The organism is Pseudomonas sp. C8002 (assembly GCF_013385765.1).
Lineage (GTDB): Bacteria > Pseudomonadota > Gammaproteobacteria > Pseudomonadales > Pseudomonadaceae > Aquipseudomonas.
In genome coordinates this window covers 81,673-108,605 of record NZ_JACAPJ010000002.1, presented here as the reverse complement: position 1 = coordinate 108,605, position 26,933 = coordinate 81,673, and the positions used below count along the sequence as shown (strand labels likewise).

24 protein-coding genes, 1 tRNA gene and 1 riboswitch are annotated in these 26,933 nt (G+C 60.3%); of the genes, 8 read left to right on the top strand and 17 right to left on the bottom strand.

The window, feature by feature from the left end; translation table 11 throughout:
• Positions 1-22 precede the first annotated feature (22 nt).
• Positions 23-1,051, top strand: a complete 1,029-nt coding sequence (locus HX814_RS02315; RefSeq protein ID WP_087692945.1) for a methionine synthase — start codon at positions 23-25, stop codon at positions 1,049-1,051.
• 8 nt (positions 1,052-1,059) lie between these two features.
• Positions 1,060-1,587, top strand: coding sequence for a flavin reductase family protein (locus tag HX814_RS02310; RefSeq protein ID WP_177009480.1), 528 nt, complete (start codon positions 1,060-1,062; stop codon positions 1,585-1,587).
• A 67-nt stretch (positions 1,588-1,654) separates the two neighbouring features.
• On the opposite strand, the gene HX814_RS02305 is transcribed toward HX814_RS02310, so the two are convergent.
• The 6 genes from HX814_RS02305 to HX814_RS02280 form a co-directional block, all read right to left on the bottom strand.
• Entirely contained in the window at positions 1,655-2,386 is a 732-nt protein-coding gene (locus HX814_RS02305) for a CbtA family protein (RefSeq protein ID WP_087692947.1), read from the bottom strand.
• Between the two features lie 18 nt (positions 2,387-2,404).
• Positions 2,405-2,617 carry a CbtB-domain containing protein gene (locus HX814_RS31395; protein WP_087692948.1) on the bottom strand — a complete coding sequence of 71 codons (213 nt, stop codon included), beginning with the start codon at positions 2,615-2,617 and terminating at the stop codon, positions 2,405-2,407.
• Between the two features lies 1 nt (position 2,618).
• Positions 2,619-2,754, bottom strand: a riboswitch (adenosylcobalamin (AdoCbl) riboswitch).
• Positions 2,755-2,910: 156 nt separating this feature from the next.
• Positions 2,911-3,186: a hypothetical protein gene (locus tag HX814_RS02295; RefSeq protein WP_087692949.1), complete on the bottom strand. Its 276-nt coding sequence runs from the start codon at positions 3,184-3,186 to the stop codon at positions 2,911-2,913.
• Positions 3,183-4,163, bottom strand: a complete 981-nt coding sequence (locus HX814_RS02290; RefSeq protein ID WP_087692950.1) for an integrase domain-containing protein — start codon at positions 4,161-4,163, stop codon at positions 3,183-3,185. Before HX814_RS02290 ends, HX814_RS02295 begins: the two co-directional genes overlap by 4 nt.
• Positions 4,164-4,836: 673 nt before the next feature.
• Positions 4,837-6,159, bottom strand: a complete 1,323-nt coding sequence (locus tag HX814_RS02285) for an integrase arm-type DNA-binding domain-containing protein (protein WP_177009481.1) — start codon at positions 6,157-6,159, stop codon at positions 4,837-4,839.
• A gap of 162 nt (positions 6,160-6,321) precedes the next feature.
• Positions 6,322-6,397: transfer RNA gene (locus tag HX814_RS02280), tRNA-Asn, on the bottom strand.
• 176 nt (positions 6,398-6,573) lie between these two features.
• On the opposite strand from HX814_RS02280, the gene HX814_RS02275 reads away from it, so the two are divergent.
• A complete protein-coding gene (locus HX814_RS02275; protein ID WP_177009482.1) occupies positions 6,574-7,956 on the top strand; it encodes a glycerophosphodiester phosphodiesterase family protein in 1,383 nt (460 codons plus the stop codon).
• A gap of 42 nt (positions 7,957-7,998) precedes the next feature.
• Here HX814_RS02275 and HX814_RS02270 read toward each other — a convergent pair whose 3' ends face one another.
• The 3 genes from HX814_RS02270 to HX814_RS02260 are packed head-to-tail and all read right to left on the bottom strand — an operon-like array spanning position 7,999 to position 11,575.
• Positions 7,999-9,231: a CaiB/BaiF CoA-transferase family protein gene (locus HX814_RS02270; protein WP_003216714.1), complete on the bottom strand. Its 1,233-nt coding sequence runs from the start codon at positions 9,229-9,231 to the stop codon at positions 7,999-8,001.
• A 26-nt stretch (positions 9,232-9,257) separates the two neighbouring features.
• A complete protein-coding gene (locus HX814_RS02265) occupies positions 9,258-10,787 on the bottom strand; it encodes a 3-hydroxyacyl-CoA dehydrogenase (RefSeq protein ID WP_177009483.1) in 1,530 nt (509 codons plus the stop codon).
• Positions 10,788-10,789: 2 nt separating this feature from the next.
• The gene (locus HX814_RS02260) at positions 10,790-11,575 is read right to left on the bottom strand and encodes an enoyl-CoA hydratase (protein WP_003216721.1); all 786 of its coding nucleotides are present in this window, start codon (positions 11,573-11,575) and stop codon (positions 10,790-10,792) included.
• Between the two features lie 263 nt (positions 11,576-11,838).
• On the opposite strand from HX814_RS02260, the gene HX814_RS02255 reads away from it, so the two are divergent.
• From HX814_RS02255 to HX814_RS02240, 4 genes are all read left to right on the top strand, one after another.
• The gene (locus HX814_RS02255; protein ID WP_008433245.1) at positions 11,839-12,696 is read left to right on the top strand and encodes an IclR family transcriptional regulator; all 858 of its coding nucleotides are present in this window, start codon (positions 11,839-11,841) and stop codon (positions 12,694-12,696) included.
• A 69-nt stretch (positions 12,697-12,765) separates the two neighbouring features.
• Positions 12,766-13,920 (top strand): acyl-CoA dehydrogenase family protein, encoded by a 1,155-nt coding sequence (locus HX814_RS02250; RefSeq protein ID WP_003216725.1) that lies wholly within the window; start codon positions 12,766-12,768, stop codon positions 13,918-13,920.
• A gap of 187 nt (positions 13,921-14,107) precedes the next feature.
• Positions 14,108-15,382 (top strand): MFS transporter, encoded by a 1,275-nt coding sequence (locus HX814_RS02245; protein WP_003216727.1) that lies wholly within the window; start codon positions 14,108-14,110, stop codon positions 15,380-15,382.
• A 168-nt stretch (positions 15,383-15,550) separates the two neighbouring features.
• Positions 15,551-16,477 carry a GGDEF domain-containing protein gene (locus tag HX814_RS02240; protein ID WP_003216729.1) on the top strand — a complete coding sequence of 309 codons (927 nt, stop codon included), beginning with the start codon at positions 15,551-15,553 and terminating at the stop codon, positions 16,475-16,477.
• 21 nt (positions 16,478-16,498) lie between these two features.
• On the opposite strand, the gene HX814_RS02235 is transcribed toward HX814_RS02240, so the two are convergent.
• The 7 genes from HX814_RS02235 to HX814_RS02205 all read right to left on the bottom strand — a co-directional run bounded on the left by HX814_RS02235 (position 16,499) and on the right by HX814_RS02205 (position 24,367).
• On the bottom strand, positions 16,499-17,260 hold the full coding sequence (locus HX814_RS02235) for a TenA family transcriptional regulator (protein WP_218166164.1): 762 nt from the start codon (positions 17,258-17,260) through the stop codon (positions 16,499-16,501).
• A 79-nt stretch (positions 17,261-17,339) separates the two neighbouring features.
• Positions 17,340-19,802 (bottom strand): EAL domain-containing protein, encoded by a 2,463-nt coding sequence (locus HX814_RS02230; RefSeq protein WP_177009484.1) that lies wholly within the window; start codon positions 19,800-19,802, stop codon positions 17,340-17,342.
• 75 nt (positions 19,803-19,877) lie between these two features.
• Positions 19,878-21,698 (bottom strand): ABC transporter ATP-binding protein, encoded by a 1,821-nt coding sequence (locus HX814_RS02225; protein ID WP_003216734.1) that lies wholly within the window; start codon positions 21,696-21,698, stop codon positions 19,878-19,880.
• A complete protein-coding gene (locus HX814_RS02220) occupies positions 21,691-22,326 on the bottom strand; it encodes a DsbA family protein (RefSeq protein WP_008433236.1) in 636 nt (211 codons plus the stop codon). Before HX814_RS02220 ends, HX814_RS02225 begins: the two co-directional genes overlap by 8 nt.
• Before the next feature lie 3 nt (positions 22,327-22,329).
• A complete protein-coding gene (locus HX814_RS02215; protein ID WP_003216738.1) occupies positions 22,330-23,274 on the bottom strand; it encodes a rhodanese-related sulfurtransferase in 945 nt (314 codons plus the stop codon).
• Between the two features lie 274 nt (positions 23,275-23,548).
• Positions 23,549-23,842: a BolA family transcriptional regulator gene (locus HX814_RS02210; protein ID WP_003216739.1), complete on the bottom strand. Its 294-nt coding sequence runs from the start codon at positions 23,840-23,842 to the stop codon at positions 23,549-23,551.
• 6 nt (positions 23,843-23,848) lie between these two features.
• The gene (locus HX814_RS02205) at positions 23,849-24,367 is read right to left on the bottom strand and encodes a DUF2059 domain-containing protein (RefSeq protein WP_003216742.1); all 519 of its coding nucleotides are present in this window, start codon (positions 24,365-24,367) and stop codon (positions 23,849-23,851) included.
• 193 nt (positions 24,368-24,560) lie between these two features.
• Here HX814_RS02205 and HX814_RS02200 point away from each other — a divergent pair, with 193 nt between their 5' ends.
• On the top strand, positions 24,561-25,949 hold the full coding sequence (locus HX814_RS02200; protein ID WP_003216744.1) for a class II fumarate hydratase: 1,389 nt from the start codon (positions 24,561-24,563) through the stop codon (positions 25,947-25,949).
• Here HX814_RS02200 and HX814_RS02195 read toward each other — a convergent pair.
• A complete protein-coding gene (locus HX814_RS02195) occupies positions 25,946-26,902 on the bottom strand; it encodes a DMT family transporter (protein ID WP_003216745.1) in 957 nt (318 codons plus the stop codon). The two genes, HX814_RS02200 and HX814_RS02195, sit on opposite strands and share 4 nt — an antisense overlap.
• Positions 26,903-26,933 lie beyond the last annotated feature (31 nt).

Here is a 26,933-nt window from a genome sequence, read left to right as displayed (position 1 = left end):
ATTTAAATCAAGGTCATTTTTAATGAAAAAACTGTTGCCTACTTCGACCGCTGGTAGCCTGCCTAAACCTTCCTGGCTTGCACAACCTGAAACGCTTTGGTCACCCTGGAAATTGCAGGATGAAGAACTAGTTGAAGGTAAACAAGACGCTCTGCGCCTCTCATTGCAGGAGCAACAGCTGGCCGGTATCGATATCGTCAGTGATGGCGAACAGACTCGTCAGCACTTTGTGACGACCTTCATCGAGCATCTCGAAGGTGTCGATTTTGAGAATCGTGAAACCGTCCGGATTCGAGATCGCTACGATGCCAGCGTGCCGACGGTTGTAGGTGCGGTTGCTCGGAGAAAGCCGGTGTTCGTCGAAGACGCCAAATTTTTGCGCCAGCAGACGAAGCAGCCGATCAAGTGGGCCCTACCTGGCCCAATGACCATGATCGATACCCTCTACGATGCTCACTATAAAAGCCGTGAAAAACTGGCTTGGGAATTTGCGAAGATTCTCAATCAGGAGGCCAGAGAGCTGGAGGCTGCCGGGGTAGATATCATCCAGTTCGATGAGCCCGCATTCAACGTGTTCTTCGACGAAGTGAATGACTGGGGTGTAGCCACCTTGGAGCGAGCCATCGAAGGGCTTAAATGCGAAACCGCCGTGCATATTTGCTACGGCTACGGCATCAAGGCCAACACCGATTGGAAGAAAACGCTTGGTTCGGAATGGCGCCAATATGAAGAGGCGTTCCCCAAGTTGCAGAAATCCAGCATCGATATCGTCTCGCTGGAATGTCATAACTCTCACGTCCCTATGGATTTGATCGAACTCATTCGGGGCAAAAAAGTAATGGTGGGGGCCATTGATGTGGCAAACCATGCTATCGAGACGCCCGAGGAGGTTGCCAATACCCTGCGCAAGGCACTTCAGTTCGTCGATGCCGACAAGCTCTATCCATGCACCAACTGCGGCATGGCTCCGTTGCCTCGTCAGGTGGCAAGGGGCAAGTTGAATGCGTTGAGTGCAGGCGCAGAGATCATTCGGAAAGAGCTGTCGAACTAGGAACTGCGATGTCACTCACTGCCGCTACCAATGCTACAGCTATTGCCATCGAGCCCGTGAGCTTTCGTGAGGCGCTCGGGCATTACGCCTCCGGTATTACGGTGATCACATCGCACACCGGTGATGAGCCGATTGGCTTTACTTGTCAGTCGTTCTATAGCGTTTCGATGAACCCGCCGTTGGTGTCGTTCAGCGTCATGCGCAGTTCGGCCAGCTATCCGAAGATTCGCGACGCAGGTCGGTTCGCAGTCAATATTTTGTCCGGTGAGCAGGCCGGGATTTCCAACCAGTTCGCTCGCCGAGGCACGGATAAATGGCAGGGAATCGAATGGCAGGAATCGCCGCTGGGCAATCCGGTCATCGATGGCAGCCTGCATTGGCTCGATTGTGAGATTCACGCCGAGTATATCGCGGGTGATCACGTGATCGTGATTGGTGAGGTGAAAGCTTTGGATCTGCAAAAAGCTGATACCGAACAGCCATTGCTGTATTTCAAAGGGCAGTATCGCAACCTGGCGGCGCATGGCGCAGTTTGAGCGACGAGCGTTTTTCTGCGTAACCGGAGTGGCCACAAACCACTCCTTTATGCTGCGTTAAAGCAAATTAGACGCCTACAGCCTTGCGAGATGGGTATAGGGCCAACTCGGCAACCTTGCCGAAAATCAGTCCTAGGCTAGTCCACAGTACGATCTGGATACCTAACGACGCCGTACGGAACTTCCACAGCAGTACCGCAGAGAAGTTGTCTGGCACCTCATTGATCGTTGGGAACAAGTAAGCGGCGACCGATACGATGACTAGATAAAGCGCGACACCACTGATGGCGCCACTCCAGATGCCGTTTTGGCCGATCAGCTTGCGGCCCACATTGACCGAAATCACGGCGCCGATCACAGACACCAGCATGATCAGGAAGAACAGTTGAGTGCGCAATCCGATTGTGTCTGGGTTACCAACCGAAGGCGGATTCGGCGGATACTTCAGGCCAGGAATAAGAAACACCGCCACGAACGCGGTCAGTGCCAGCAGTGCTGCCAGACCGCAAGGCCCGACACGGCCAATGCGACCCAACGCGTAGGCGAAAACCAGCGAGAAGATGCCGCCCAGCGATACGCTGTACACGACAACGCCAGTTAGCAGGCCAGCGCTGCCCTGCACGTCGCGGCTAACCAGTTCCTCCTCTTCCTCGGCGTCACCGTGCATATGCGCCATGCTTTCTTCGAAAGCAATCGCCTTGTCCACCTGTGGCTCACCAAACACTTTGGCGAATCCAAATGCCAGAAGGCCTGCAATTAGACCGACAAGCATGCCCCTGACGAGTAAACGACCAGTCATGTGAAATACCTCAAGAAATCAGTGGCAGGGGAAACCCAGAAGATGACGACTATCGTGTACGAACTCGTGCACGTACATGCCTTTGAATACCGCCGTGGCGCCTTGTTCGGCGCCGACGAAGTAGATCGCGAGCATTAGCAGCAGGCCACCGAAGATTGCCCAAGGCAGCACTTCACCCAGAGGAATGGTAGGGATGGAGATGTCGGTATCAGTTGCAGCGGTATAAGCCACGAAAACCTCCTGGGATTTCGCGTCCCGTTGACGGTGGTAAGGATCGAAGAAAGGTCTGGCTTTCGGCAATGAGCCGACCACAGTGGCGCGACCGCGTCAGAGTTAGACCGACTTCTTGCTTCGTAATAAATTGATACAACTCCGCTAGTGTAGTCCTTCCCTGCTTAAGCTCACATGAATTTTTACCGTGCAGCACGAACCACGATATCCGCTTAGGCTGAGTTTTTTCCAAAGAATGGAGAAGGGAGATTTTGCAGCGGAGTGACGGTTATTGGCTGTTTTCTGACCTTCGCTTAGCGGTTGAACTGCCAGGATTTTCCTAGTCGATAAGTGAGTAATTGCATGGTCAGCAAATAGTAATAACGCGTCGAGTCAGTGCGCTGGTTTAGGTGGTGCTTTAAAAACCACGCAAGGTGTTTTCTCTGCCAAGTCCATGGGTTGTCGCGCTGCCATCGCTCAGCGATTGCTGTTTGGATAGCCTCCGCCTGACGAAGGTGGCGTTGGCGTGTGGAATGCGATCCGGTCAGAACGCCGGCCAGGAACAGCTCCATATCGAATGCCTTGCTCATGTTCGACCGCCAATGTAAGCCGACACCACGTCGATACGGCCGTGCCCGAGTTCATCGCTGATTTGTACTCGGGCCTCCTGATCTAACCGTCGGTCGAGCTGATAGCAGCGGCCACCGTTGATGGGCGCGAGATGATGGGTGATCTGTTCATAGCGTTCACACGCATAGGCCGCCCGCAAGTCGTGAAAGCCTTTGAGTTCGTGCGTATGGAGGAGGTCTCGAACGGGGCGGACGGAGCTCTGTGTGAAGTCCAGATAACTTTCGTGCGGTGCTAACAGGTTGTGGCTACCGTCAGGCGAGACATGATGGGCGAATGCCAGAGCGCCGCGGATTTGATCGTTCACCGTGATCCAGCGAGGGGCCGACGCACCTGAGCGGCCACCTTTGGTGACATCCTGGATGTTCATCTTGCCGTAGTGTTCGGCCTCACGTTTTAAACGCGGTAGGTCCGCCAATATGACCTCGCGTAAGCGCATGCCGGTGGCTCGTGCCAACTGAGCGATCGCCGCCGCGCGCGGCATTTGGTGTTCGCAGAGCACGTCGACGATCCGCTTCACCTGTTCGCGGTCTTGGCCTTGCGGCACTGAACGACGAACAGTGGTGCGTCGCATTCCCAGCGCCTCACTCGGGCTCGGCACTTTCACATACTGATCACCGCGAAGCGCGGCCATGGTTCGATTCACACTGGACAACCGGTTTTGCGCAGTGGCGATAGCCAGCTCACCTTGTCCAACTTGTTGGCGCAGATGTCCGGTGTAGTCCAGCAAGGTTTGGCGATCTATCTGCCGCGCATCGTTAAACCCTAGCCCATCCTCCGACCGACACCAGCGCACAAACGCCTGCCACCGATCACTGTGTGCCTTGACCGTGCCGTAATGTCCGCCGCCAAATAGGTCTTTGAGCGCTTGCGGCCCGGCATAGCTCAACTGCCGACCATAGCCAAAATTGCGTCCATCTCGCCTGCCCACCAGTGCCATGATAGAAGTCCTCTCGAAGCCAAAACTTTTAAAACTGTCCCCACGTCATCCCGCCAAGAATGTTGAGTGTTATCAGGGATCAAGGCCCCTGCGACCTGTGAGGGTTGTCCACTAACGCGGGACTGGCGGCTCTTTACGACCGTGAGCTTGGGCATCTCATGATCTAGCCTCCTGAGCACTTCCGAAGAAGTGGGCGGGCGGAAGCTGCGCTGGCTGACGAGACCAATGCGCGAGATCCTGAGTCGGGTGAAGGCAGTGATGCGATGACTGGGGCATGCCTGACTGTCAGTCAGGTGCAGTCCATTCCGTGGGCTGCGGCACCATCATCTGCATCGCTGTTGCTGGTGACTTCGGTGTTTGTCGCGCCGATTGTCACGAGGGGGAATGCCGCAAAGCCTTGTACGAGGTGGGCTGCAGCAGTGGTAGGAGTGCCCGTCTCTTTCCGGGAGAAAGAGACGGGCAAAGTGGATAATTTGGGTCAAGGCTCGAATTTTCCGGAGCTCTGCGGTGGTGGATGAAATTATTCACCGGCGGAAATCGGTGGTTTTCCACAGATAGCTATATGGGCTTTAGATTTTTTAAGGGAGGTCCATCCAAACAGGGCGGCTTTGCAGCCCTATTTGGATGGACCCGCGTGGACAAAGCGGATCACTGAGATATGAGGACCGAGCGCTTACTCAGTTGCGCCACGTTTTGCTTTTAGGCGAGTGACATTCCCACCCGTCTGATTGGCGAATTCGCGTGGGCTGACATGCTTCTGCTGATTAGCCTCAAGGTAGCGACTCCACCAGTTCATGATCAGCCTGCGCTCTTCGATGAACTCGGCCTTGTGGATGTACGCGGCGCGGACGTTGTTGCGTTCCTTGTGGCTCATCTGCCGCTCAATGGCTGTGTCTGTCCACAAACCTGACTCGATCAGTGCGCTGCAGGCCATCGAACGAAACCCATGCCCACAGATCTCGGATTTGGTGTCGTACCCCATCTTCCGAAGCGCGCTGTTCACCGTGTTTTCGGACATTGGTTTCCAAGATTTGGTATCGCCTGCGAACACCAAGTCAAATTTGCCTGTGATTGCGTAGATCTGTTCGAGCAGGGCGATCGCTTGCGGCGATAAGGGTACAAGATGGATATCGCCTGCCATCTTCGTACCCCTTGTGGAAAAGGGTACGCCTTCCAACGCTGGTCGCGTGTCGGGTATTTCCCAGACGCCACGTTTGAGGTCGAACTCGCTCCAGCGGGCGAAGCGCAGCTCGCTGGAGCGTACAAACACGTGCAGCGACAGCAAGACCGTCAGCCGGGTAAGTGCGCGGCCTTTATAAGTGTCGATCCGTTCCTGCAATTCAGGCAAACGCGATAAGGATAAGGCGGGGCGGTGGATGACTCGCGAGGCTTTGATCGAGCCTACGAGGTCGTAAGCAGGGTTTACGGTGATAAGCCGGAGGCGCTTTGCCTCGCGCATGATGCTCTGCAGGTAGTTTTGTACCCTTAAAGCAATGTCTATCGTTCCGCGCCTCTTAATCGCGTCCAGGGGCCGCATCAGGTCGTGGGTATCAAGGTCAACAATGGCGCGGGCGCCGATCAGCGGGAAGAGGTGAGTTTTGAGGCGATTCATCACTGTCTTGGAATAGTCTGGTGCCCACTTGGCTGACATTTCCGTGTGCCAGCCGAGGGCAACGCTTTCAAAGGTGCGGCCTTTGATCAGAGCGTCCGTCTTGGCTAGGTTCTTGGCTCCTATGGGGTCAATGCCATCCGCCAGCATTCGCTTGACCTCCAAGCGCTTACGGCGCGCATCCGCGAGGCCAACGATGGGGTAGTTGCCGAATGAGGTCAGTCCTTCCCGGCCATCAGGTTTGACGTATCTGAGACGCCAGCCTTTGCGGCCATTGGGTTGGACTAGAAGGTAAAGGCCGTCGCCGTCGAAAAGCTTGTAGGCGCGGTCTGTGGGCTTGGCCGAACGGCAAGCGGCGTCGGAGAGTGGAGCAGTAGTGCGCGACATAAGGGTACTCCCTATTATCGAACTGACCTTTATCCCAAACTCTACCCTTAAAATGGCTGGTACCCACCGGAATCCGACAGAACGCCAAAATGAAAAAACCCGCCAGAAGGCGGGTTTTTCGGGGGTTTCAGAGATTTTGAAAGCCTTCTCTGGAACCTTGTATGGCTCCACGACCTGGACTCGAACCAGGGACCCAATGATTAACAGTCATTTGCTCTACCAACTGAGCTATCGCGGAATGCGCCGTATGTTACTGATTGAAAAGGAGAAGTCAAGCATTCAGTGAGATTTTTGCTCCACCCCAGGTGCGCCGCGCTGGAAAATCACCACGCCACTTCCTGTCACGACGCTGTCATACGTCAACGCCAACATCCGCAGATACCCCGCCCCTACCCTCTTCTTGAAGGACGACACATGCACACTCGCTCAGGCCCGCCAGCGGTAAAAACCCTGCTTGCCCGTTTTATCGTTATCGGATGCAGCCTGACGGTGAGCGCGTGTGACAGTGTGACCAGGAGCGCGCCTGTCGCGCCTGCTTCGTTCAAAACCCTGGACGGTGCATCGCCGCTGGTTATCGGCCATCGCGGCCTGCCAGGACTGTACCCGGAAGAAACCCGGGCCTCCTACGAGCATGCAGCCGACGCTGGTGCAGATTCGCTGGAGCTGGACCTGCACATGACCAAGGACTGTGTATTGGTGGCCCGGCACAATCCCTGGTTGAGCGACAACACCAACATCAGCGACGTCGCGAAGACCAATCCCGAAGTTGCACGCCGCAAGCGCACGGTGCCGGGTGTGCTGGTTAACGTCAGGTACCCGGCCACTGCAGAAAATGGCCCGGCCCAGTACCTGAGTGATCTGACTGACCCCAACGATCCAAAATCCGTGTTGAAGTCCTTGATCGTGGATGGCGAAGACCATACCAACGACTGGTCAATCAGCGATTTCACCCTGGCCGAACTCAAGCAATGGATCGGCGGCACGACGTACGACGCCCGCGACGAGCGCCCGACCGAACTCAACGGCAAGCTGCCGATCCTGAGTTTCCAGGAAGTGATCGACATCGCGAAAGCCAAAAGCGCCGCCACTGGCCGGGTGATTACCACCTACCCGGAAAGCAAGAACCCGATCTGGAACAATGCCCAGGCCATCGCCAACGGCTGCGGCGCGCCGGGCAGTCATCCGTTCGAAGCGGCGTTTCTCAAGACCCTTGAAGACAACAACCTCAATCGCAAAGATGCGCCGGTGTTCGTGCAGAGCTTCGACCCGAACAGCCTGAAGTACCTGCGCTCCATCGGCCTGCAATCCAGGGCGGTTCAACTGGTGGATGGGAACGGGGTGAACTTCAAGACCGGCGAGACCATTTTCATCACGGACAAACCCAACACCTTCGTCAGCGGCCGCCCCTACAGCTGGACCGTCGCCGGCGACCCACGCGCCTTTGGTGCGATGCTGACCCCGGCCGGGCTGGCCGAGGTCAAGACCTATGCCGACGGCATCGGGCCATGGAAGCCGCAAGCAATGTCGCTGACCGCCGCTTCAGCGCATAACCCCGGCTTGCCCGAGGTCGATACCTTCAAGCCCACCAGCCTGATCAGCGATGCGCACAAGGCCGGCCTGTTCGTGCATATTTTCACCTTCCGCAACGAAGCCAAATACCTGGCAGGTGCCTACAAGGGCAACCCGGCGGCGGAATACATGGCCTTTTTCCGCGCCGGTGTTGACGGTGTGTTTACGGATTTCACGCCGACTGCCGTTGCGGCCCGAACTGCCTACCTTAAAGAAGTCGCGCGCTAAAAAGTCGTGCGCAAAGATGGCGGCCTTATGGGCCGCCATCCTTCAGTCGAGTTGCTCAATCACCCCTCCTGCCTTGAGCTGCCCCAACTGCTCTGCCGACAACCCGAGGCGCTCGCCCAGTACCTCATCGGTATGCTGCCCCAACATCGGCGCCGGCCTTACATACTCTACCGGCGTGCCCGACATCTTGATCGGGCTGCCGACCATCTCGAACTGCGGATTCCTGGGATGCGGGATCTTCACCATCAACCCACGGGCAATCACCTGCGGCTCTTCCAGGGATTGCGCGATGTTGTTGATCGCCCCCACCGGTACTTTCGAGGCGTGAATACTCGCCACCCACTCGTCCGCCGTGCGCCCCAGGAAGTGCGCCGACAACAGTTCGACAATCTCCGCCCGATGCGCAACCCGATCGGCATTGCGCCGAAAGCGCGGGTCTTCCGGCAGGTGCGGCAAACCGATGCTGTGGCACAGCGCTACAAACTGGCTGTCGTTGCCGCAGGCAATAATGAAGTCGCGGTCGGCGGCGCGGAATACCTGGTACGGCACGATGTTGGCGTGGGCGTTGCCGAAACGCTGCGGCACCTTGCCCGAGGCCAGGTAGTTCATGCTCTGGTTGGCCAGGGTTGCCACTTGTACGTCCAGCAGCGCCATGTCGATGTGTTGGCCAACGCCGGTGCGTTCGCGGCTGAGCAGTGCGGCCTGGATCGCGACGGTGGAATACAGGCCGGTCATCAGGTCGGAGAACGCCACGCCGACTTTTTGCGGGCCGCCGCCGGGCAGGTCGTCGCGCTCGCCGGTGATGCTCATCAGGCCGCCGATGCCCTGGATGATGAAGTCGTAGCCGGGTTCTTCGGCGCGCGGGCCGGTCTGGCCGAAGCCGGTGATGGAGCAGTACACCAACCGTGGATTGATCTCGGCCAGGGTCGCGTAATCCAGGCCATAACGCGCCAGGGAACCGGCCTTGTAGTTTTCGATCAGTACGTCGGAGCTGGCCGCCAGGGCCCGCACCAGTTCCTGGCCTTCGCTGGTGGCCAGGTCAATGGCCACGGATAGTTTGCCGCGGTTGGTGGACTGGTAATAAGACGCCTGCCCGGACGACTCGCCGGTGTCGGTCTTCATCCACGGCGGGCCCCAGCCGCGGGTATCGTCGCCACTCTGTGGCCGTTCGATCTTGATCACTTCCGCGCCCAGGTCGGCCAACACCTGGCCACACCAGGGCCCGGCCAATACACGGCTTAAGTCCAGCACCCGCAAACCTGTCAATGCACCCATTATTCTTGTCCTGTGATGAATCGAAATCAGCCGACTGCCGGCTCTTCATGACGCAGGGAAATCCCCAGCGCCGCACGCCGCCGCAGCCAGGGGCTGGGGCGATAACGTGGGTCGTGGGTGAGTTCGCTCATGCGTTGCAAAATCGTGAGGATGCGCCGTGGCCCGAGGGCATCGCCCCAGGCGAGCGGGCCTTGTGGATAACCCAGGCCGAGTTGTACGGCCTGGTCAATATCGTCGACGCTGGCGATGCGTTGCTGGGCAATGTCGCAGGCCAGGTTGACCACCATCGCCAGGGTGCGCTGGGCAACGAAGCCGACGCTGTCGCTGATCACTGTCACACCTACACCGTCATTGGCGAGCAACGCGTGGGCGGCATCGCGGGTGGCGGTGGACGTCAGTGGGTTTTGCATCAGGGTGCGGTGGCGAGACAGGTCGGTCAGCAGGTCGATGCACAGGGTGCGTGCCGGGTCAGTGTGGAAGCGCTCGCTGGCCGAGGTGGCGTCGAGACCGTAGGGCGCCAGCAGGCACAACGCTTCAGGCGAAGGCTGCGCCGCGCTTTCAAGGTGCGCGCCCAACTCGATCACCAGGGCGCTGAGGCGCTCGTAGTCGTCGGTGTTTTCGGTGGCGATCCATACCGGCGGGAATTGCTTGATGGGAGGCACCGGCTGCGGCTGCGGGCCGTCCACCACCTGGCCATTTTCATAGCGGTAGAAGCCCTGCCCGCTCTTGCGCCCGAAGCGTCCGCCCACCAGCATCTGGCGGGTCAGGGGCGATGGTTTGTAGCGCGGGTCCTGATAGAACTGGTTGTAGATCGACTCCATCACCGGGTGGGAAACGTCGAGCCCGGTGAGGTCCAGCAGTTCCAGCGGCCCCATGCGAAAGCCTGCGCCTTCACGCAGGATACGGTCGATGTCGCCGCGCTCGGCAATGCCTTCATCGAGCATCTTCAAGGCTTCGGTGCCGTACGCACGGCCGGCGTGGTTGACGATGAAACCCGGGGTGTCCTTGGCGCGCACGCCGCGATGGCCGGTACGGCCGACGAAGGCCAGCAGGTCATCGCCGACCTTCGGTGCAGTGGCCAGGCCGTCGATTACTTCGACGACGCGCATCAACGGTACCGGGTTGAAAAAGTGCAGCCCGGCGACCCGCTCAGGGTATTGGCAGCCGGTGGCGATGGCCGTGACCGACAGCGACGAGGTGTTGGTGGCGAGGATGCACGCCGCGCTGACCACACCTTCCAGCTGCTGCAACAGGCCGCGCTTGGCCTCGAGGTTTTCGACAATGGCTTCCACCACCAGGTCGCAGTCGTGCAGCGCCTCAATGGTGGCGGCAACTTGCAGGTTCGCAAGCGCAGCGTCCACCGCTGCCTGGGTGATCTTGCCCTTGGCGGCCAGCTTCGAGAGCGTGGCGCCGAGGTTATCCCGAGCGGTTTGCGCCGCACCGTCGCGGGCATCGAACAAGCGCACCAACACGCCCGCCTGAGCGGCAATCTGAGCAATCCCGGCGCCCATCACGCCGGTGCCTACCAGGCCCATGATCTTGATTGAATCAGCCATTGTCATTCCCCCAGGTAGTTCGCGGTGCGTTTTTCGAAGAACGCCGCGGCGCCCTCCTTCTGGTCTGCCGAATCGAACAGCAGTTGAAAGGCCTTGCGCTCCAACACCAGCGCGCTTTCCAGCGGCAGGTCGGCGCCGGCCAGCATCACTTCCTTGATCTGTTCCACCGCCAGTGGCGGCAAGGCGGCGATCTGCGCGGCCAGTTCCAGGGCGCGGGGGATGGCCTGGTCATCGGCCACCACTTCGCTGAGCATGCCCATGGCCAGGGCTTCCGGGGCCTTGACCATGCAGCCGGTCAACGCGATGCGCATGGCCTGGAACTTACCCACGGCGCGTACCAGGCGCTGGGTGCCACCGGCGCCCGGCATCAGGCCCAACTTGACCTCGGGCTGGGCGAAGCGCGCCGATTCCCCGGCGACGATCAGGTCGCAATGCATGGCCAGCTCACAACCGCCGCCCAGGGCAAACCCGTTCACCGCGGCGATCACCGGCTTGGGGCAGCGGCTGATGGCTTCCCACAGGTATTCAGTGTGGCGGCGATACATCTCGATCGGGCTGGCGCTGGCGAATTCCTTGATGTCGGCACCGGCCACGAAGAACTGGTCGCCGCCGGTGAGCACGATGGCGCGCACATCACGGCGTTTGGCCAGGGCACGAAAGTGCTCGGCCAGCTCTTCGCGAACCTGGGCGTTCAAGGCGTTTTTCACTTCGGGACGGTGGATGCGTACCACGGCGACGCCATTGTCCTGGACGTCGAGGTGCACTACGGGTTGGTCGAGGCTGGCCACAAATTCTCCTGCTGCAATGTTCTTGTTAGTTCGGATATCGCCAGTTTCGCTATGCGAAACAACATTCCGTATTTAGCGATAATCATAAGGACCGAGTCGCCGTGATGTAAACGTAAAAACCTGACCCTCCGATAAATCGGGCTATAACTCGTTGTTTAGACGAGTTTTATTAAACAAAAAGACAACGCCACGCAAAGTTGATTAGTTTCGCTGTGCGGAATACAATTTTGTTTTGTTGATTTTCTAAAAAAAGGGGGACTAACATGCGCCGTCGAAACCTGGACCCGAACACACCCGAAACACCTGCCGGCAACCACGCCTTCGAGCACTTGCTGATCGATCCGATGAATGCCGACGAGGAAGAAGACAAGGACCGCCAGTTCGTCACCGCCCTGGCCCGAGGCCTGGAATTGCTGCGCTGCTTCACCCCCAGCGAAAGCGTGCTGGGTAACCAGGAGCTGGCACGCAAGACCGGGCTGCCAAAGCCGACGATTACGCGGATGACCCATACGCTGACCCGCTTGGGCTATCTCAAGCACCTGCCGCAGTCAGGCCGGTATCAGCTGGATGTGGGCGTGATGGCATTCGGTTACGCGATGCTGTCGAACCTGTCGGTGCGGGCCGTGGCCCATCCGCTGATGGAGACGATGGCCAAGTACGCCCAGGCCGCGGTGGCGATGGCCACGCGGGACCGCCTGGACATGGTTTACCTGGACGTGGTCCAGGGTGAAGCCAACATGACCATGCGCCGCCAGGTCGGCACACGGTTGCCGTTGCACTTGAGTTCCGCAGGCCGCGCCTGCCTGGCAGCGATGCCGGAAAACGAGCGGGAATTTATCCTCGACCATATCCGCCAGCGTCATCTGGAGGACTGGCCGGGCATCAGGAAGGGTCTGGAACGTGCCTTCCGGGATTACACCGATTTCGGCTATTGCATGTCGATCGGTGAGTGGCACCGCGATGTAAACGCCATCGCCGTACCGCTGCTGCATGCACAACATGGGCTGCTGACGTTCAACTGTGGCGGACCGAGTTTTCACCTTTCCCGGGAGAAACTCGAGGACGACATCGGGCCCCGTCTCAAGCACATGGTGAACAACATCGAGGCCGCCGCCCGCTAGACAGATCGGTGCAAGGCCTCGGCAGATTGACGACAACAGGCCCGCCGAACGGGCCGCTGAGGAATGCACATGATCCGAGACCCCGAAACGCTTCATCTGTTGCTGGAAACCCTGCAGCAGTTCGTCAACGAGGCGCTGATCCCCCGGGAAAACGAACTGGCCGAGACCGATGACGTCCCGGCGGATATCGTCAGCCAGTTCCGCGAGCTGGGCCTGTTTGGCCTGACCCTGCCCGAAGCCTACGGCGGCCTCGGGCTGACCATGGAAGAAGAGGTCAATGTGGCCTTCGAACTGGGCCGCACCTCGCCGGCATTTCGTTCCTACTTCGGCACCAACAACGGCATCGGCTCCATCGGCATCCTGCTGGACGGCACCGAGGCGCAGAAGCAGCACTACCTGCCAAAACTCGCCAGCGGTGAACTGCTCAGTTCGTTCTGCCTGACCGAGCCGGACTCCGGCTCCGACGCCGCCTCGCTGAAAACCACGGCGGTGCGCGACGGTGATCACTACGTCATCAACGGCACCAAGCGCTTTATCACCAACGCCCCCCACGCCGGGATCTACACGGTGATGGCCCGTACCAACCCGGACATCAAGGGCGCGGGCGGCATCAGTGCATTCATTGTCGAGCGCAACACCCCCGGCCTGTCCCTGGGCAAGCGCGACCACAAGATGGGCCAGAAAGGCGCCCACACGTGCGACGTGATTTTCGACAACGTGCGCGTACCGGCCGACCAACTGATCGGTGGCGTCGAAGGCGTGGGGTTCAAGACCGCAATGAAGGTGCTCGACAAGGGCCGCCTGCACATTGCCGCCGTCAGCGTCGGGGCCGCCGAGCGCATGCTCAACGATGCCCTGAACTACGCCCTGGAGCGCAAGCAGTTCGGCCAGCCGATCGCCGAGTTCCAGCTGATCCAGGCGATGCTCGCCGACAGCAAGGCCGAGATCTACGCCGCCCGCTGCATGGTGGTGGACGCTGCGCGCAAGCGTGACGAAGGCCTGAACATCGGCACCGAAGCGTCCTGCTCGAAAATGTTCGCCACGGAAATGTGCGGCCGCGTGGCCGACCGTTGTGTGCAGATTCACGGCGGTGCCGGGTATGTGAGCGAGTACGCCATCGAGCGGTTCTATCGCGATGTGCGCTTGTTCCGCCTGTATGAAGGCACTACGCAGATCCAGCAATTGGTGATCGCCCGCAACATGATTCGCGAGGCCAAGCACTGAACCCCGGGAACAACACTGGACCAATGTGGGAGCGGGCTTGCTCGCGAATGCGGTACATCAGCCACCGGATGCATTAACTGACACACCGTTTTCGCGAGCAAGCCCGCTCCCACATTTTGACCGTGTTCCAACCGCATTACCGCAACACCCATAACTTGTGCCCTAACAACTACAACAAGGTATCGCTATGGAAGTCGCCGCTTCGGCGGGTGCGTTGTCGCCCGCGCAAAACAAACTGTGGATCATCGTATTCATCTTCTGCTTCCTCGGCCTGCTGATCGACGGTGCCGACTTGATGCTGCTGTCCTACAGCCTCAGCAGCCTCAAGGCCGAGTTCGGCCTGACCAGCGTCGAAGCCGGCAGCCTGGGCAGCTTCACCCTGGCCGGGATGGCCATCGGCGGGATTTACGGCGGTTGGGCCTGTGACCGTTTTGGCCGGGTGAAAACCGTGGTCTGGAGCATCGTGCTGTTCTCCGCCGGCACGGCGATCCTGGGCATGACCCACAGCTATTGGCAGTTCGCGAGCACCCGTTTCTTCGCGTCCCTGGGCCTCGGCGCGCTGTATGTCGCGTGCAACACCCTGATGGCCGAATACGTGCCGACCCGCTATCGCACCACCGTGCTCGGCACCTTGCAGGCCGGTTGGTCGGTGGGCTACATCGTCGCCACCCTGCTCGCCGGCTGGATCCTGCCGAACCACGGCTGGCGCTGGTTGTTCTACGTGGCGATCATCCCGGTGATCCTCGCCGTACTGATGCAACGCCTGGTGCCGGAGCCGCAAGCCTGGATCAAGGCCCAGGCCGAACGTGCCCGGGAAAAGGCCGAAGGCATCAAGCGCGTGTCGGCGAAGAAACCCGACGGCATGTTCAAGCTGATCTTCAGCGACCCGAAAGCCAGCCGCATGTTTATCCTCTGGGCACTGACCGCAGGCTTCCTGCAGTTCGGCTACTACGGCGTGAACAACTGGATGCCGTCGTACCTGGAAGGCGAGCTGGGGATGAACTTCAAGTCGATGACCAGCTACATGGTCGGCACCTACGCGGCGATGATTTTCGGCAAGATCCTCGCCGGGCTCGCGGCAGACCGCCTGGGCCGGCGCCTGGTGTTCGCCGTCGGCGCGCTGGGCACGGCGATTTTCCTGCCGGTGATCGTGCTGTTCCAGAGCCCGGACAACATCCTGTGGATGCTGATTGTGTTCGGTTTCCTGTACGGCATCCCCTACGGCGTGAATGCGACCTACATGACCGAAAGCTTCGAAGCGAAATTTCGCGGCTCTGCAGTGGGCGGCGCCTACAACATTGGCCGAATCGGCGCGGCGGTGGCACCGGCAGCCATTGGTTTCCTGGCGTCCCATGGCTCGATTGGCGTGGGATTCCTGGTCATGGGCGGCGCGTACTTTATCTGCGGCGTGATCCCAGCGCTGTTTATCCGTGACAAGCAGTTCGACCCGCAAAAACAATAAGCCCAACCCGGGGCCCGCGGCGACGCGGCCCCGGCTATAAGACGTGCGGCAGTTATACCCTTAGGCAAACCGGGCTAGACTGTACGTCAGTCCTACGGAACTGAAGGAACAGTACGACGCTCTCACCCAGCCTGTAAGACAGTTTTGTGCTTAGAGGCTCATTCGCTTATGAAAACACCGACCCAGACCAACGCAATTGACTTCGACAGCGCCAAATTGCAACGCCTGGGCTTTGGTCAGCCTTCCCTTCTTACACGACGCCCCGCGACGGTTGAGCAACTTCGCCAGCAACTGGGCATGCAATTGCAAACCAGCCTGGAGCCGGAGCATATCCTTGCGTTGTTCTTCCGCGAGATCCAACGCCTGGTGCCGCTGGACGCCCTGCAATACCGCCACGAAGCCAGCGACCTGCGCCTGGAGTACGGTCACCGCGGCCATCATTCGGTGAGCTATGCCCTCAGCCATGAAGGCGAGCACCTTGGCGAACTGGTGTTTCGGCGCAACCAACGCTTTCTCGAAGACGAACTGGCCAACCTGGAATCGCTGCTGGCCACCTTGCTCTACCCGATGCGCAATGCCCTGCTCTACCGTGCGGCGACTCGCAGTGCCCTGCGCGACCCACTGACCGAAACCGGTAACCGCATCGCCATGGACCAGACCCTGCAACGGGAAATCGACATGGCTCGCCGGCACCTGCAACCCCTGTCCTTGCTGATGCTGGACATCGACCACTTCAAGCACATCAACGACAGCCACGGCCATGCCACGGGCGACAAGGTGCTCAAGGCCGTCGCCGCCTCGATCAAGAGCCAGCTGCGCAATGTGGACATGGTGTTCCGGTTTGGCGGGGAAGAGTTTCTGATCCTGCTGTCCAACACCGGCCGGGACGCGGCATCGATGGTCGGCGAGCGCCTGCGCCAGGCGGCACAGGCCCAGGATTATTGGGCGGATGATGAGCGGATCGAATTGACGGTGAGCCTGGGCTGCTCGACCTTGCTGGCGGGAGAGTCCGCCGAGAGCCTGTTGCGCCGGGCGGACAGTGCCTTGTATGTGGCCAAGCGTGAAGGCCGCAATCGGCTGGCAATGGCGGGGTAATTTACCCCGCCATCACCCCGTTTACGCCTCGCTGGCAACCAGGGCGGGTTGTTTGCGGGGGGCGGCCACCGACTTTTCCAGCTGCATGCAACGTTCCAGGAACAGGTACATGTAGTCGTAGCTCTTGCAGACCGCCTGGCGCAGCTCTACCTGCAGTTCCTTGGTCGGGTTCATGCCGGCCAGGGTGCAGATGATTTCCAGGGCTTCCCAGGGATGTGCGTCATCGTACTGGGCATGCATCTTCAGCCACTTCATCGCGCGCTTGCGGTCTTCCTCAGGGAAAGCCGCGGCATAGACGCCGGTGGAACACACCACGGCGGACCACTCCCCAGTGGCCCCCTCGATGGCGTAGTTGGTGGCGGCAATCGCGACAATCAGCGAGTCGGCCGAGCTGGTGTGCCAGCACCAGTGGCTCAGTGCATGCAGCTCCGGCGGCACTTCCTGTGCCTGCAATTCTTCCAGGCTGACACCATGGGCGCGGGCCCAATGCACCCAATAATCGGCGTGGTTGAGTTCCACGCGAATATTGCGCATCAGCCAGCGGCGCGCCATGTCCTCCCCAGGATGGCGGGCAAATTTGGTCTTGGTGAGGTTCTGTGCCATGTACAACGCAAACTGTTCAACCACCGGCCAGCCACCAATCAGGTAGTGGCGCATGGTCTTGGCGCTGAGCTTGTTATCGCGCATGCGCTGGTACAGTTCGTGTTCGACAACGCGACGCTTGCTCTCGCTACAGTCCTGGATCAGCTGTTGCGCCCAGGCGGGGTAACTTGAGGCTTCCATAAGCGGGCCGGTTCTGTTGAATGTGTCGATCACTGTCGGGCTCCTTTTGATTTGTGATATGTACAGACCAGCAAATGTTTCATCGGAACGTGCCAGGCGCCTTGAATAACAGAGGGTGCGGTCGCACAGGTCGACACTGCAAACTATCAAAGGTAAACAACTGCGGTCGCTCGATCAGGTATCCCTGAGCGTAGTCGACCCCGATCTCAAGCAAGGCTTGTTCGATCTGGGGTGTCTCGACAAATTCGGCAATTGTGCGCTTACCCATGACGTGACCGATGTGATTGATCACTTCGACCATAGCGCGGTTAATCGGGTCGTCCAGCATATCCTTTACGAAACTTCCATCGATCTTCAAGAAGTCTACAGGTAAATGTTTAAGATATGCGAACGAGGACATCCCGGCGCAGAAGTCATCCAGGGAGAAATGGCACCCTAACTCTTTGAGCTCGTTGATAAAACGAATCGCACTACCCAAATTCGCTATAGCGCTGGTTTCTGTAATTTCAAAACAAATCATTTCCGGTGGAATGCCGTAGGCAATGAATTGCTCACGCAGGAACCCAAGAAAGTCCTCATCGCCGATGGTAGTGCCTGACAGATTGATCGCACACATGGCCATGGGCCGGCCCGGGCGCTCACGCATGCAGCCCGCGATGATCTTGAACACGTTCTCCACCACCCAACGGTCCAGGGAGGTCATCAAGCCGTAACGCTCGGCGGCCGGGATAAAACTGTCCGGCAGGATGATCCGCCCCGCCTCGTCATGCAGGCGCAGCAGGATTTCGATATGCCCATCACCCTGTTCGGTGTGCCCAAGGGGCGCGATTTCCTGGGCGTACAGGCAAAAACGGTTCTCTTCCAGCGCCATGTGCAGGCGCTGCACCCAGGCCATCTCGCCAAAGCGCAGGGACAATTCCGAGTCATCGGCGTGATACACCTGCACCCGGTTGCGGCCCTTTTCCTTGGCCATATAGCACGCCATGTCGGCGGCTCGCAGGGAAGTCTCCAGGGTGGTCGGGGCGTGCGTGATGTGCACCAGGCCAATGCTCACGGTGGTGACAAACGGCCTGCCCTTCCACACAAAGTGCAGGCTCTGCACGGTGTGGCGCAGGCTTTCGGCGATTTTTTCCGCCACCGGCGCCGGGCAGTTCTCCAGCAGGATGCCGAACTCGTCGCCCCCCAGCCGGGCCAGGGTGTCACCTTCACGCAGGTCGGACTGCAAGAGCGCGCAGATATGCCGCAACAGTTCATCCCCCGCGGCATGCCCGCAGGTGTCGTTGACCAGCTTGAACTGGTCCAGGTCGAGGAACATCAAGGCATGGCGCCCGGTTTGCTGGCGCCCGACGTTGTGCAGCACCTGCTCCAGGCGGAACTCGAACTCGCGGCGGTTGGCCAGGCCGGTCAAGGCGTCGTGGGTGGCCTGCCAGGACAGGTTGGCGATGTACTGGCGTTCCTGTGTCATGTCGTGCAGCACCAGCACCGCGCCGACGACTTTGCCGGCACTGCGGATCGGCGCGCCCACCAGGGTGACGGACACGGTGGTGCCGTCCAGGCGCTGGATCAGCTTGGAGTGCTCGCTGCCCCCACCGAGCTGGCCGCCCAATATGTGTTCGATCAGGGTAAAGCCGTCGGCCTGGGCATTTTCGTCCAGCAGGTTGAACAGCGCCGCCAGCGGCAGCCCCTGGGCCTGGGCGGCTTTCCAATGGGTCAGGGCTTCGGCGGCCGGGTTCATATACGCAATGGCGCCGTCGACATCGGTGGTGATCACTCCGTCGCCAATCGACTCCAGGGTGATCTGCGCCCGCTCCTTCTCCAACTGGAGCGCGTCGGCAAACGCATGCCGCTGGGCCAGCAGTTTGTGGGTGCGCAACAGCGCCAGCACGATCAAGCCGAGTGCCGTGGCCAAGTTGGTCACCAGCAGCAGGCGCAGAATCATCCGCGAGCCTTCACCCAGAGCATCGCTGAAAGCTTTCGCGGCCGGCGTCACCCCGTCGTTGATCGCGAAGATCCGCTGCTTCCAGCGGTGTACGTCGCTGCCGCTGACCTGATTGGCCATGATCGCTCGGTGCATCTCCTGGGCCAGGTCGTCCAGTTGCACCAGGTAGCCATCGCCCACCGTCCACAGTTCAATGGCTTTTTCCAGGTAACTGAAATGGCGGAAGTTGAGGTACAGCCAGATCAGGCTGGAAACGTCGTCAGGGTGGTTACCGCCCTTGAGGATGCCCTGGCGCGCGGCAGGCAGGTCCGGCGTCGGGCGGTCCAGGGCCAGCCGCAGCTCATGCCCGCCCTGGGGTACGGCAATCGCGTTCTGGTATTTGAGGAAGGTGGCTTCGTCGCGGCTGTCGGCGTAGAGCGTCAGGTAAAAGATCGCGTCTTTCTGGCCCTTGGACCACAGGCTTTCGCCCGCCACATAACCGCGCACCGCCGAGAGTACGTAGAGACTGACGCAGCCTAACAATGCCTGGAACAGCACGACGGCGATAAAAGGCCACACAATGCCCAATAACCGAGGGGTTCCGAGAGTCTGCTTTTGCTTCATGAGGTCCCTTGCACATGCACAACTAAAATACGCACGCGAGTGAAAACCGCTCCTGATAGCTCAGCGTAGGCTAAATCACCGCACTTGTTGCAAGTGTCCGTAAAGTTTGGCGTACAAGCCACCATCAGCAATCAACTGCTGATGGTCGCCATCTTCGGCAATATGGCCGCCATCGAACACCAATACCCGATCCGCCTGTTTCACCGCCGACAGCCTGTGGGCGATGATCAACGTGGTACGGCCACTGAGAAACCGCGCCAGCGCCTGGTGCAGGTTGTATTCGGTTGCCGCATCCAGGGCCGAGGTGGCCTCGTCGAGTATTACCACTTTCGGCTCCGCCAGCACCATCCGTGCAATGGCCAGGCGTTGACGCTGCCCACCGGAAAAGCGCACGCCGGAGCGTCCGACCACGCTGTCCAGGCCCAGCGGCAGCGCCTTGACGGTCGCATCCAGCTGGGCAATTTCCAGCGCCTGCCAACAGGCCTGGTCGCTGCGCTCGCGGCCCATGGTCAGGTTGGCGCGCACCGTATCATTGAACAGTGCCGGGTGCTGCAGCACCACGGAGACATTCTCGCGAATCGTCTCCAGGCCGATTTCCTGCTGGGTCGAACCACCGAAGCGAATGCTGCCGGCCTGCGGCGTATACAGCCCCAGCAACAGCTGCACCAGGGTGCTTTTGCCGCCGCCGCTGGCGCCGACAATCGCGACTTTTTCACCCGGGGCGATGTTCAGGTTCAACTGGTCCAGCACCAGTTCCTCGCCGTAGCCGAAATTCAGGCCGCGCACTTCGATGCCGACCGTCTCGCGTCCGGTAAACGGATCGGCACCGCCCGCGTACTGCGGCTCGTCGGCGCGGGCCAGCAGTTCGTTGATCCGCGTCAGCGCCCCGCCCGCCGCGTAGTAGGCGTATTGCAGGTTCAGCAACTGTTCCACCGGGCTGATCATGAACCACAGGTAACTGAACACCGCGAGCATCTGGCCGATGGACAGGTCGGAAAACAGCACCGTCAGCATCGCCGCCGCACGGAAGATGTCGATACCGAACTGGAACAGCAAGCCACTGGCGCGGCTGGAGGCGTCGCTTTTCCACTGGGAATTGACCGCAAAATCCCGCACTTCCTGGGCCCGCTGGCCCAGGCGCCCGAGGAAAAAGCCCTGGCGATTGCCGGCACGCACTTCCTGGATCGCATCGAGGGTTTCGGTCAGCGCCTGGGTGAACCGCGACGTGCTGTCGTTTTCCAGCTTCTTCAGGTGCTTGACCCGCTTGCCCAACTGCACCGTGGCGTAGATCACCAGCGGGTTGAACAGCAGGATCAACAGTGCCAGCTTCCAGTGCATCCACATCAGGATCCCGGAGGTGCCTACCAGGGTGAGCATCGCCACCAGGAACCGGCTGAGGGTTTCACCGACGAATTTGTCCACCGTGTCCAGGTCGGTGACCAGGTGCGTAGTCACCGTGCCGCTGCCCAGGCTTTCGTATTCGCTGAGGGAAATGCGTTTGAGGCGCTCGATCAGCCGCACGCGAATGCGATAGACGATGTCCTTGGCCAGTCGCGCAAACAACCGCGCCTGCAGCACGTTGAACACCAGGGCGCCGCAACGCAGCAGCAAGGTCACCAGCAGCATCAGGCCGATATAGCCGGCGGCCTTCTGCCAACCCAGGGGCAATGCGTGGTTCATCACCTTCAGTGCCGCATCGCCATGGCCCAACAGCACTTCGTCCACCAGCAACGGCAGCAGCAATGGAATCGGCACGCTGCACAAGGTTGCCAGCACGGCGACGCCATTGGCGATCCACAGGGATTTCTTGTGATGCAGCGCCAGGCGGCGGACTTCCGCCCAGGTCAGCCGGTCGACACGCTTGGGTTGCTCAACGGGATCGGGCTGATCATGCACAGGCAGCTCGCTCCAGCCAGCGGCTCAGCAGCGGCGCCAATTCGGACAGCGGCTGATAGCCGTTGGTCAGCAGCGCCAGTTGCCCATTACGCTCCGCCAGCAAGGTCGGGAAACCGGCGATGCCCAGGTCCTGGACCCAGGTGAAATCCGCCGCGGTGGCCGCGTGCTGGTCGGCGCGGTCGAAAGCTTCGGCGAACTCAATACGCGGCACGCCGGCGGTCTCGGCCAGTTCCACCAATACGTCGGCGCGAGTCACGTCGCGCCCTTCGACGTAGAACGCCTGCTGGATCAGCCCCAGCAGTTTCCAGGCGCAATCCGGCGCCAGGCTGCGGGCAGTGACCACGGCGCGGCAAGCCGGCTCGGTGTCGTAGACAAAACCATCAGGCAGCGCACCTTCACGCTTGAACGGCTGGCCGGTGGCGTCGGTCACGGCCTGCCAATGCTCAAGAATATAGCGCCGGGTCGTCGGCTCCAGCGCCGCGCCACTGCCGGTGCGCAAGCCGCCCACCACCAGGTGCAGCTCCACGCCTGCGGCCTGGGCCTGCTCAACCAGCGCCTTGGCCACCGGGGCGAAACCCCAGCACCAGGAGCACATCGGATCCATTACATAGAGCAGGCGTGCGGACATGGCTCAGGCCTCGGAGGATGGGGATTGCTTGTAGTTGTAGCCAATCGGGTGCGGCATATTGCGGGCCTTGGCCAGTTCAATCTGCTTTTGCCGGTCGATCGCGCTGCGACGGGTCTTCTCTGAAAGCTTATCCCAGCAATGCGGGCAACTGATGCCAGCTACATAGTGTTCGGATGCACGGTCCTCGACGCTGACCGGTGTGCGGCAGGCATGACATTGATCGTAGTCGCCTTCGCTCAAGTCGTGGCGCACGGTCACGCGATTGTCGAACACAAAGCAGTCGCCCTGCCACTTGGTTTCTTCCTGCGGCACCTCTTCGAGGTACTTCAGGATGCCGCCCTTGAGGTGATACACCTCGTCGAAACCCTCGCTGAGCATATAGCTCGAGGCCTTTTCGCAACGAATGCCGCCGGTGCAGAACATGGCGACTTTCTTGTGTTTGGCCGGGTCGAAGTTGGCTTTGATGTAGTCGGGAAATTCGCGGAAGCTGGTGGTCTTCGGGTCGATCGCGCCTTCAAAGGTGCCGATGGACACTTCGTAGTCGTTGCGGGTATCGATCAGCAGCACTTCAGGGTCGCTGATCAGCGCATTCCAGTCCTGCGGCTCGACGTAGGTGCCGACTTTCTTGTTCGGGTCGACGCCTTCGACGCCCAGGGTCACGATTTCTTTCTTGAGCTTGACCTTGGTGCGGTAGAACGGCTGCTCGTCGCAGTACGACTCTTTATGGTCGATGTCGTCCATGCGCGGGTCGTTCTTGAGCCAGGCCATCAAGCCATCAATGCCTTCGCGGCTGCCGGAAACGGTGCCGTTGATGCCTTCTTCGGCGATCAGCAAGGTGCCTTTGATGCCGTTGTCGACCATCGCCTGCAGCAGTGGCTCGCGCAGGGCGACGTAATCTTCGAGGGTGACGAACTTATACAGTGCCGCCACGACAATCGGTTGAGTCATGGGTGTTCTCTCCAGGTGGCTACCCTCGTAAAGGGTGAACCGGATGCAAAAAAAACGCGCCGACTGAGCGGCGCGTTGCGGATTCTAACAAAAATGGCGACGATTATGGGCCGCCTCTTACTGTGGCGAGGGAGCTTGCTCCCGCTGGGCTGCGGAGCGGCCCCAACCAGGCAGTTGCAACCTTTCAGAAAGATCGCGGTGATTGGCAGAAGGGCTGCTGCGCAGCCCAGCGGGAGCAAGCTCCCTCGCCACATCAAGCTGATGTGCCACAGTGTCAGTGACCGCCGGCGCAGGTCGGCGAGGCCGGGGCTGCGTCGATTTTCGCCCATTCTTCAGGCGTGTAGGTATGCAGCGCCAACGCATGGAATTCGCTCATCAGGTCACCCAACGTGGCATAGACCTTCTGGTGGCGCTTGACGCGGTTGAGGCCCTCGAACTGCTGGCTGACCAGCACGGCCTTGAAGTGGGTCTGCAACCCACGGCTGTGCATATGGCTTTCATCCAGCACGCTCAAGTGTTCCGGGCTCAGGGCGACGAGTGCCGATTCGATACGCTGTTGCATGGTCATTCCTGTTTACTTCTTCTTGGCCGGGGCCGGGGCTTTTGGCGTCAGCTCGTTGGTCATGTCTTCCAGCAGCTTGTTCACCACAGGTACCGCGCTTTCAAGCTTGGCCTGGGTCATCTGGGCCGATTGCTGGGTCAGCTGGGGCATTTTCTCCAGGACTTTCTTGCCCAGTGGCGACTGGTAGAACGCAACCAGGTCCTTGAGCTCGGATTCGCTGAAGTTGTCGGTGTAGAGCTTGATCATGTCCGGCTTGAGCTTGTTCCAGCCGATGGCCTGGTCCAGGGCGGTGTTGGCCTTGGCCTGGTAGGTGTCCAGGACGGTTTGCTTGGAAGCAGGCGCCTTGGTCTGCTCGAAACGCTGGGCGAACATTTGTTGCACTTGCATGTACACCGGGGTACCCAGCTTGTCGGCATGGGCCAGGGTAAGGAAGGCTTCGGCACTGGCGTTGTGGCTGGCGGTATCGGCAAAAACCTGGCCGCTGGCACATACCAGAGCAACCGCGGTACAGATGGCACGAAGACGAGTCATCGAGTTTCCTTTTCTAGCAGGCGAGGTAAGACCCCAAGGGCGCCCATTCTGCGCCTAAAAAACGCCGCGGCTCAACCCCACGCCTTGTGGGGCCTGGTTTTGCGGGGCTTAATCCGATGAAAAGTCTTTTAAGGGAACCCCACCGGGCGATCAGGGCCTAAACTGCGCAAACGAACCTGAAGGAGTGTGCCCGATGAGCCGTATCGAAACCGACAGCCTGGGAGAAGTGCAAGTCCCGGATGACGCTTACTGGGGTGCGCAGACCCAACGCTCGCTGGTGAACTTCGCCATCGGCGACCAGCGCATGCCCCTGGCTGTGTTGCACGCCCTGGCCCTGATCAAGAAGGCTGCGGCCCGAGTCAACGACCGCAATGGCGACCTGCCCGCCGACATCGCCCGGCTGATCGAACAGGCCGCTGACGAAGTGCTCGCCGGCGAACACGACGACCAGTTTCCCCTGGTGGTGTGGCAGACCGGCAGCGGCACCCAGAGCAACATGAACGCCAACGAAGTGATCGCCGGCCGTGCCAACGAGCTGGCGGGCAAGCCCCGCGGCGGCAAGAGCCCGGTGCATCCCAACGACCACGTCAACCGTTCCCAGAGTTCCAACGACTGCTTCCCCACCGCCATGAGCATCGCCGCCGTGCAGGCCGTCACCGAGAAGCTGTTGCCGGCGATCCGTGAACTGTCTGGTGGTTTGGCAGAGTTGTCGGCGCGCCACATGAAGCTGGTGAAAACCGGCCGCACCCACATGATGGATGCGACGCCCATCACCTTCGGCCAGGAAGTCTCGGCCTTTATAGCGCAACTCGACTACGCCGAACGCGCGATCCGCAGCGCCCTGCCCGCCGTGTGTGAACTGGCCCAGGGTGGTACTGCCGTCGGCACCGGGCTCAATTCACCCCACGGTTTTGGCGAGGCGATTGCCTCGGAATTGGCCGCGCTGTCGGGCCTGCCGTTTGTCACCGCACCGAACAAATTCGCCGCGCTGTCGGGCCATGAGCCGTTGACCACCCTGCACGGCGCCTTGAAGACCCTGGCCGTGGCCCTGATGAAAATCGCCAACGACCTGCGCCTGCTGGGCTCCGGCCCGCGTGCCGGGCTGGCGGAAGTCAAGTTGCCGGCGAATGAACCGGGCAGCTCGATCATGCCCGGCAAGGTCAACCCGACCCAGTGCGAAGCGCTGTCGATGCTGGCCTGCCAGGTGCTGGGCAATGACGTGACCATTGGCTTCGCCGCCAGCCAGGGCCACTTGCAGTTGAACGTGTACAAGCCGGTGATCATCCACAACCTGCTGGAATCGATCCGCCTGCTGGCCGACGGTTGCAGCAACTTCCAGGAGCACTGCATCGCCGGCCTGGAACCCGACGCCGAGCAAATGGCCGCGCACCTTGAGCGTGGCCTGATGCTGGTGACTGCGCTGAACCCGCACATCGGCTACGACAAGTCCGCCGAGATTGCCAAGAAGGCCTATGCCGAAGGGCTGACCCTACGGGAAGCGGCGCTGAAGCTGGGCTATCTCACGGACGAAGAGTTCGACCAGTGGGTGCGTCCGGAAAACATGCTGGAAGCCGGTCATTAAGACGCCAATCGTGCACGCCGGGCCCTGAGCCCGGCGAACAGCGACGGCGCCAACGCCACGGTCGCAGACCCCAGCACCACCAACACGGCACCGCCGTAGCCGAGGGCATTGATGTCTTCGGCGTGCACATACTCGGGCCACATCCAGGCGGCCAGCGCCACCGCGACGAAAGTCACCAATGGCGTCAGCGCCAGGGTGGCGCTGACCCGCGAGGCTTCCCAGTGGGCCAGGGCTTCGGCGAATGCGCCGTAGGCAATCAGCGTATTGAAACAGCAGGCCAGCAGCAGCCAGCCTTGCAGCGGGCTCAGTTGCAGCGCTTCCATCGGGTGCGCCCATGGCGTCAGCAAGAGCGCGCAGGACAGGTAGATCACCATCATCACCTGCAACGAATTCCATACCGTCAGCAACTGCTTCTGGCCCAGGGCGTAGAAGGTCCAGATGGTGGTGGCCAAGAGAATCGTCAGCACCCCGGCGGTGTAGCTGCCCAGGGAGGTCAACAACTCGGTCAGGCGCTGGTTGAAGAACAGGCCGAAGCCGATGATCAGCACCAGCAGGCCCATGCCCTGCCCGAGGCTGAAGCGTTCCTTGAACACGAAGACGCTGGCGATCATCAGGAAGATCGGGCCCACCTGTACCACCAGTTGCGCGGTGCCGGGGCTCAGCAGTTTGAGGCCGACCAGGTAGAGCACGTAGTTGCCCATCAGGCCGCACACGGCGATTGCTACCAGCCAGCCACCTTTTGGTCCGAGGGAGCGCCAGCTGGGCAGGCGCCTTACGGCGGCGAGATAGATAAACAGACAACTGCCGGAGACGACCAGGCGAAACCAGGTGACGGTGACGGGGTCCATCACCTGCAAGACCTGTTTGAGTTTGATCGGCAGAATGCCCCAGAGCAGCGCGGTCAGCAGGGCCAGGGATAAACCGTAGACCCAACGGCCCGATGAGATGTGCATGAGTGCCCCGAATGCCTGAGGTGGAGGAGGT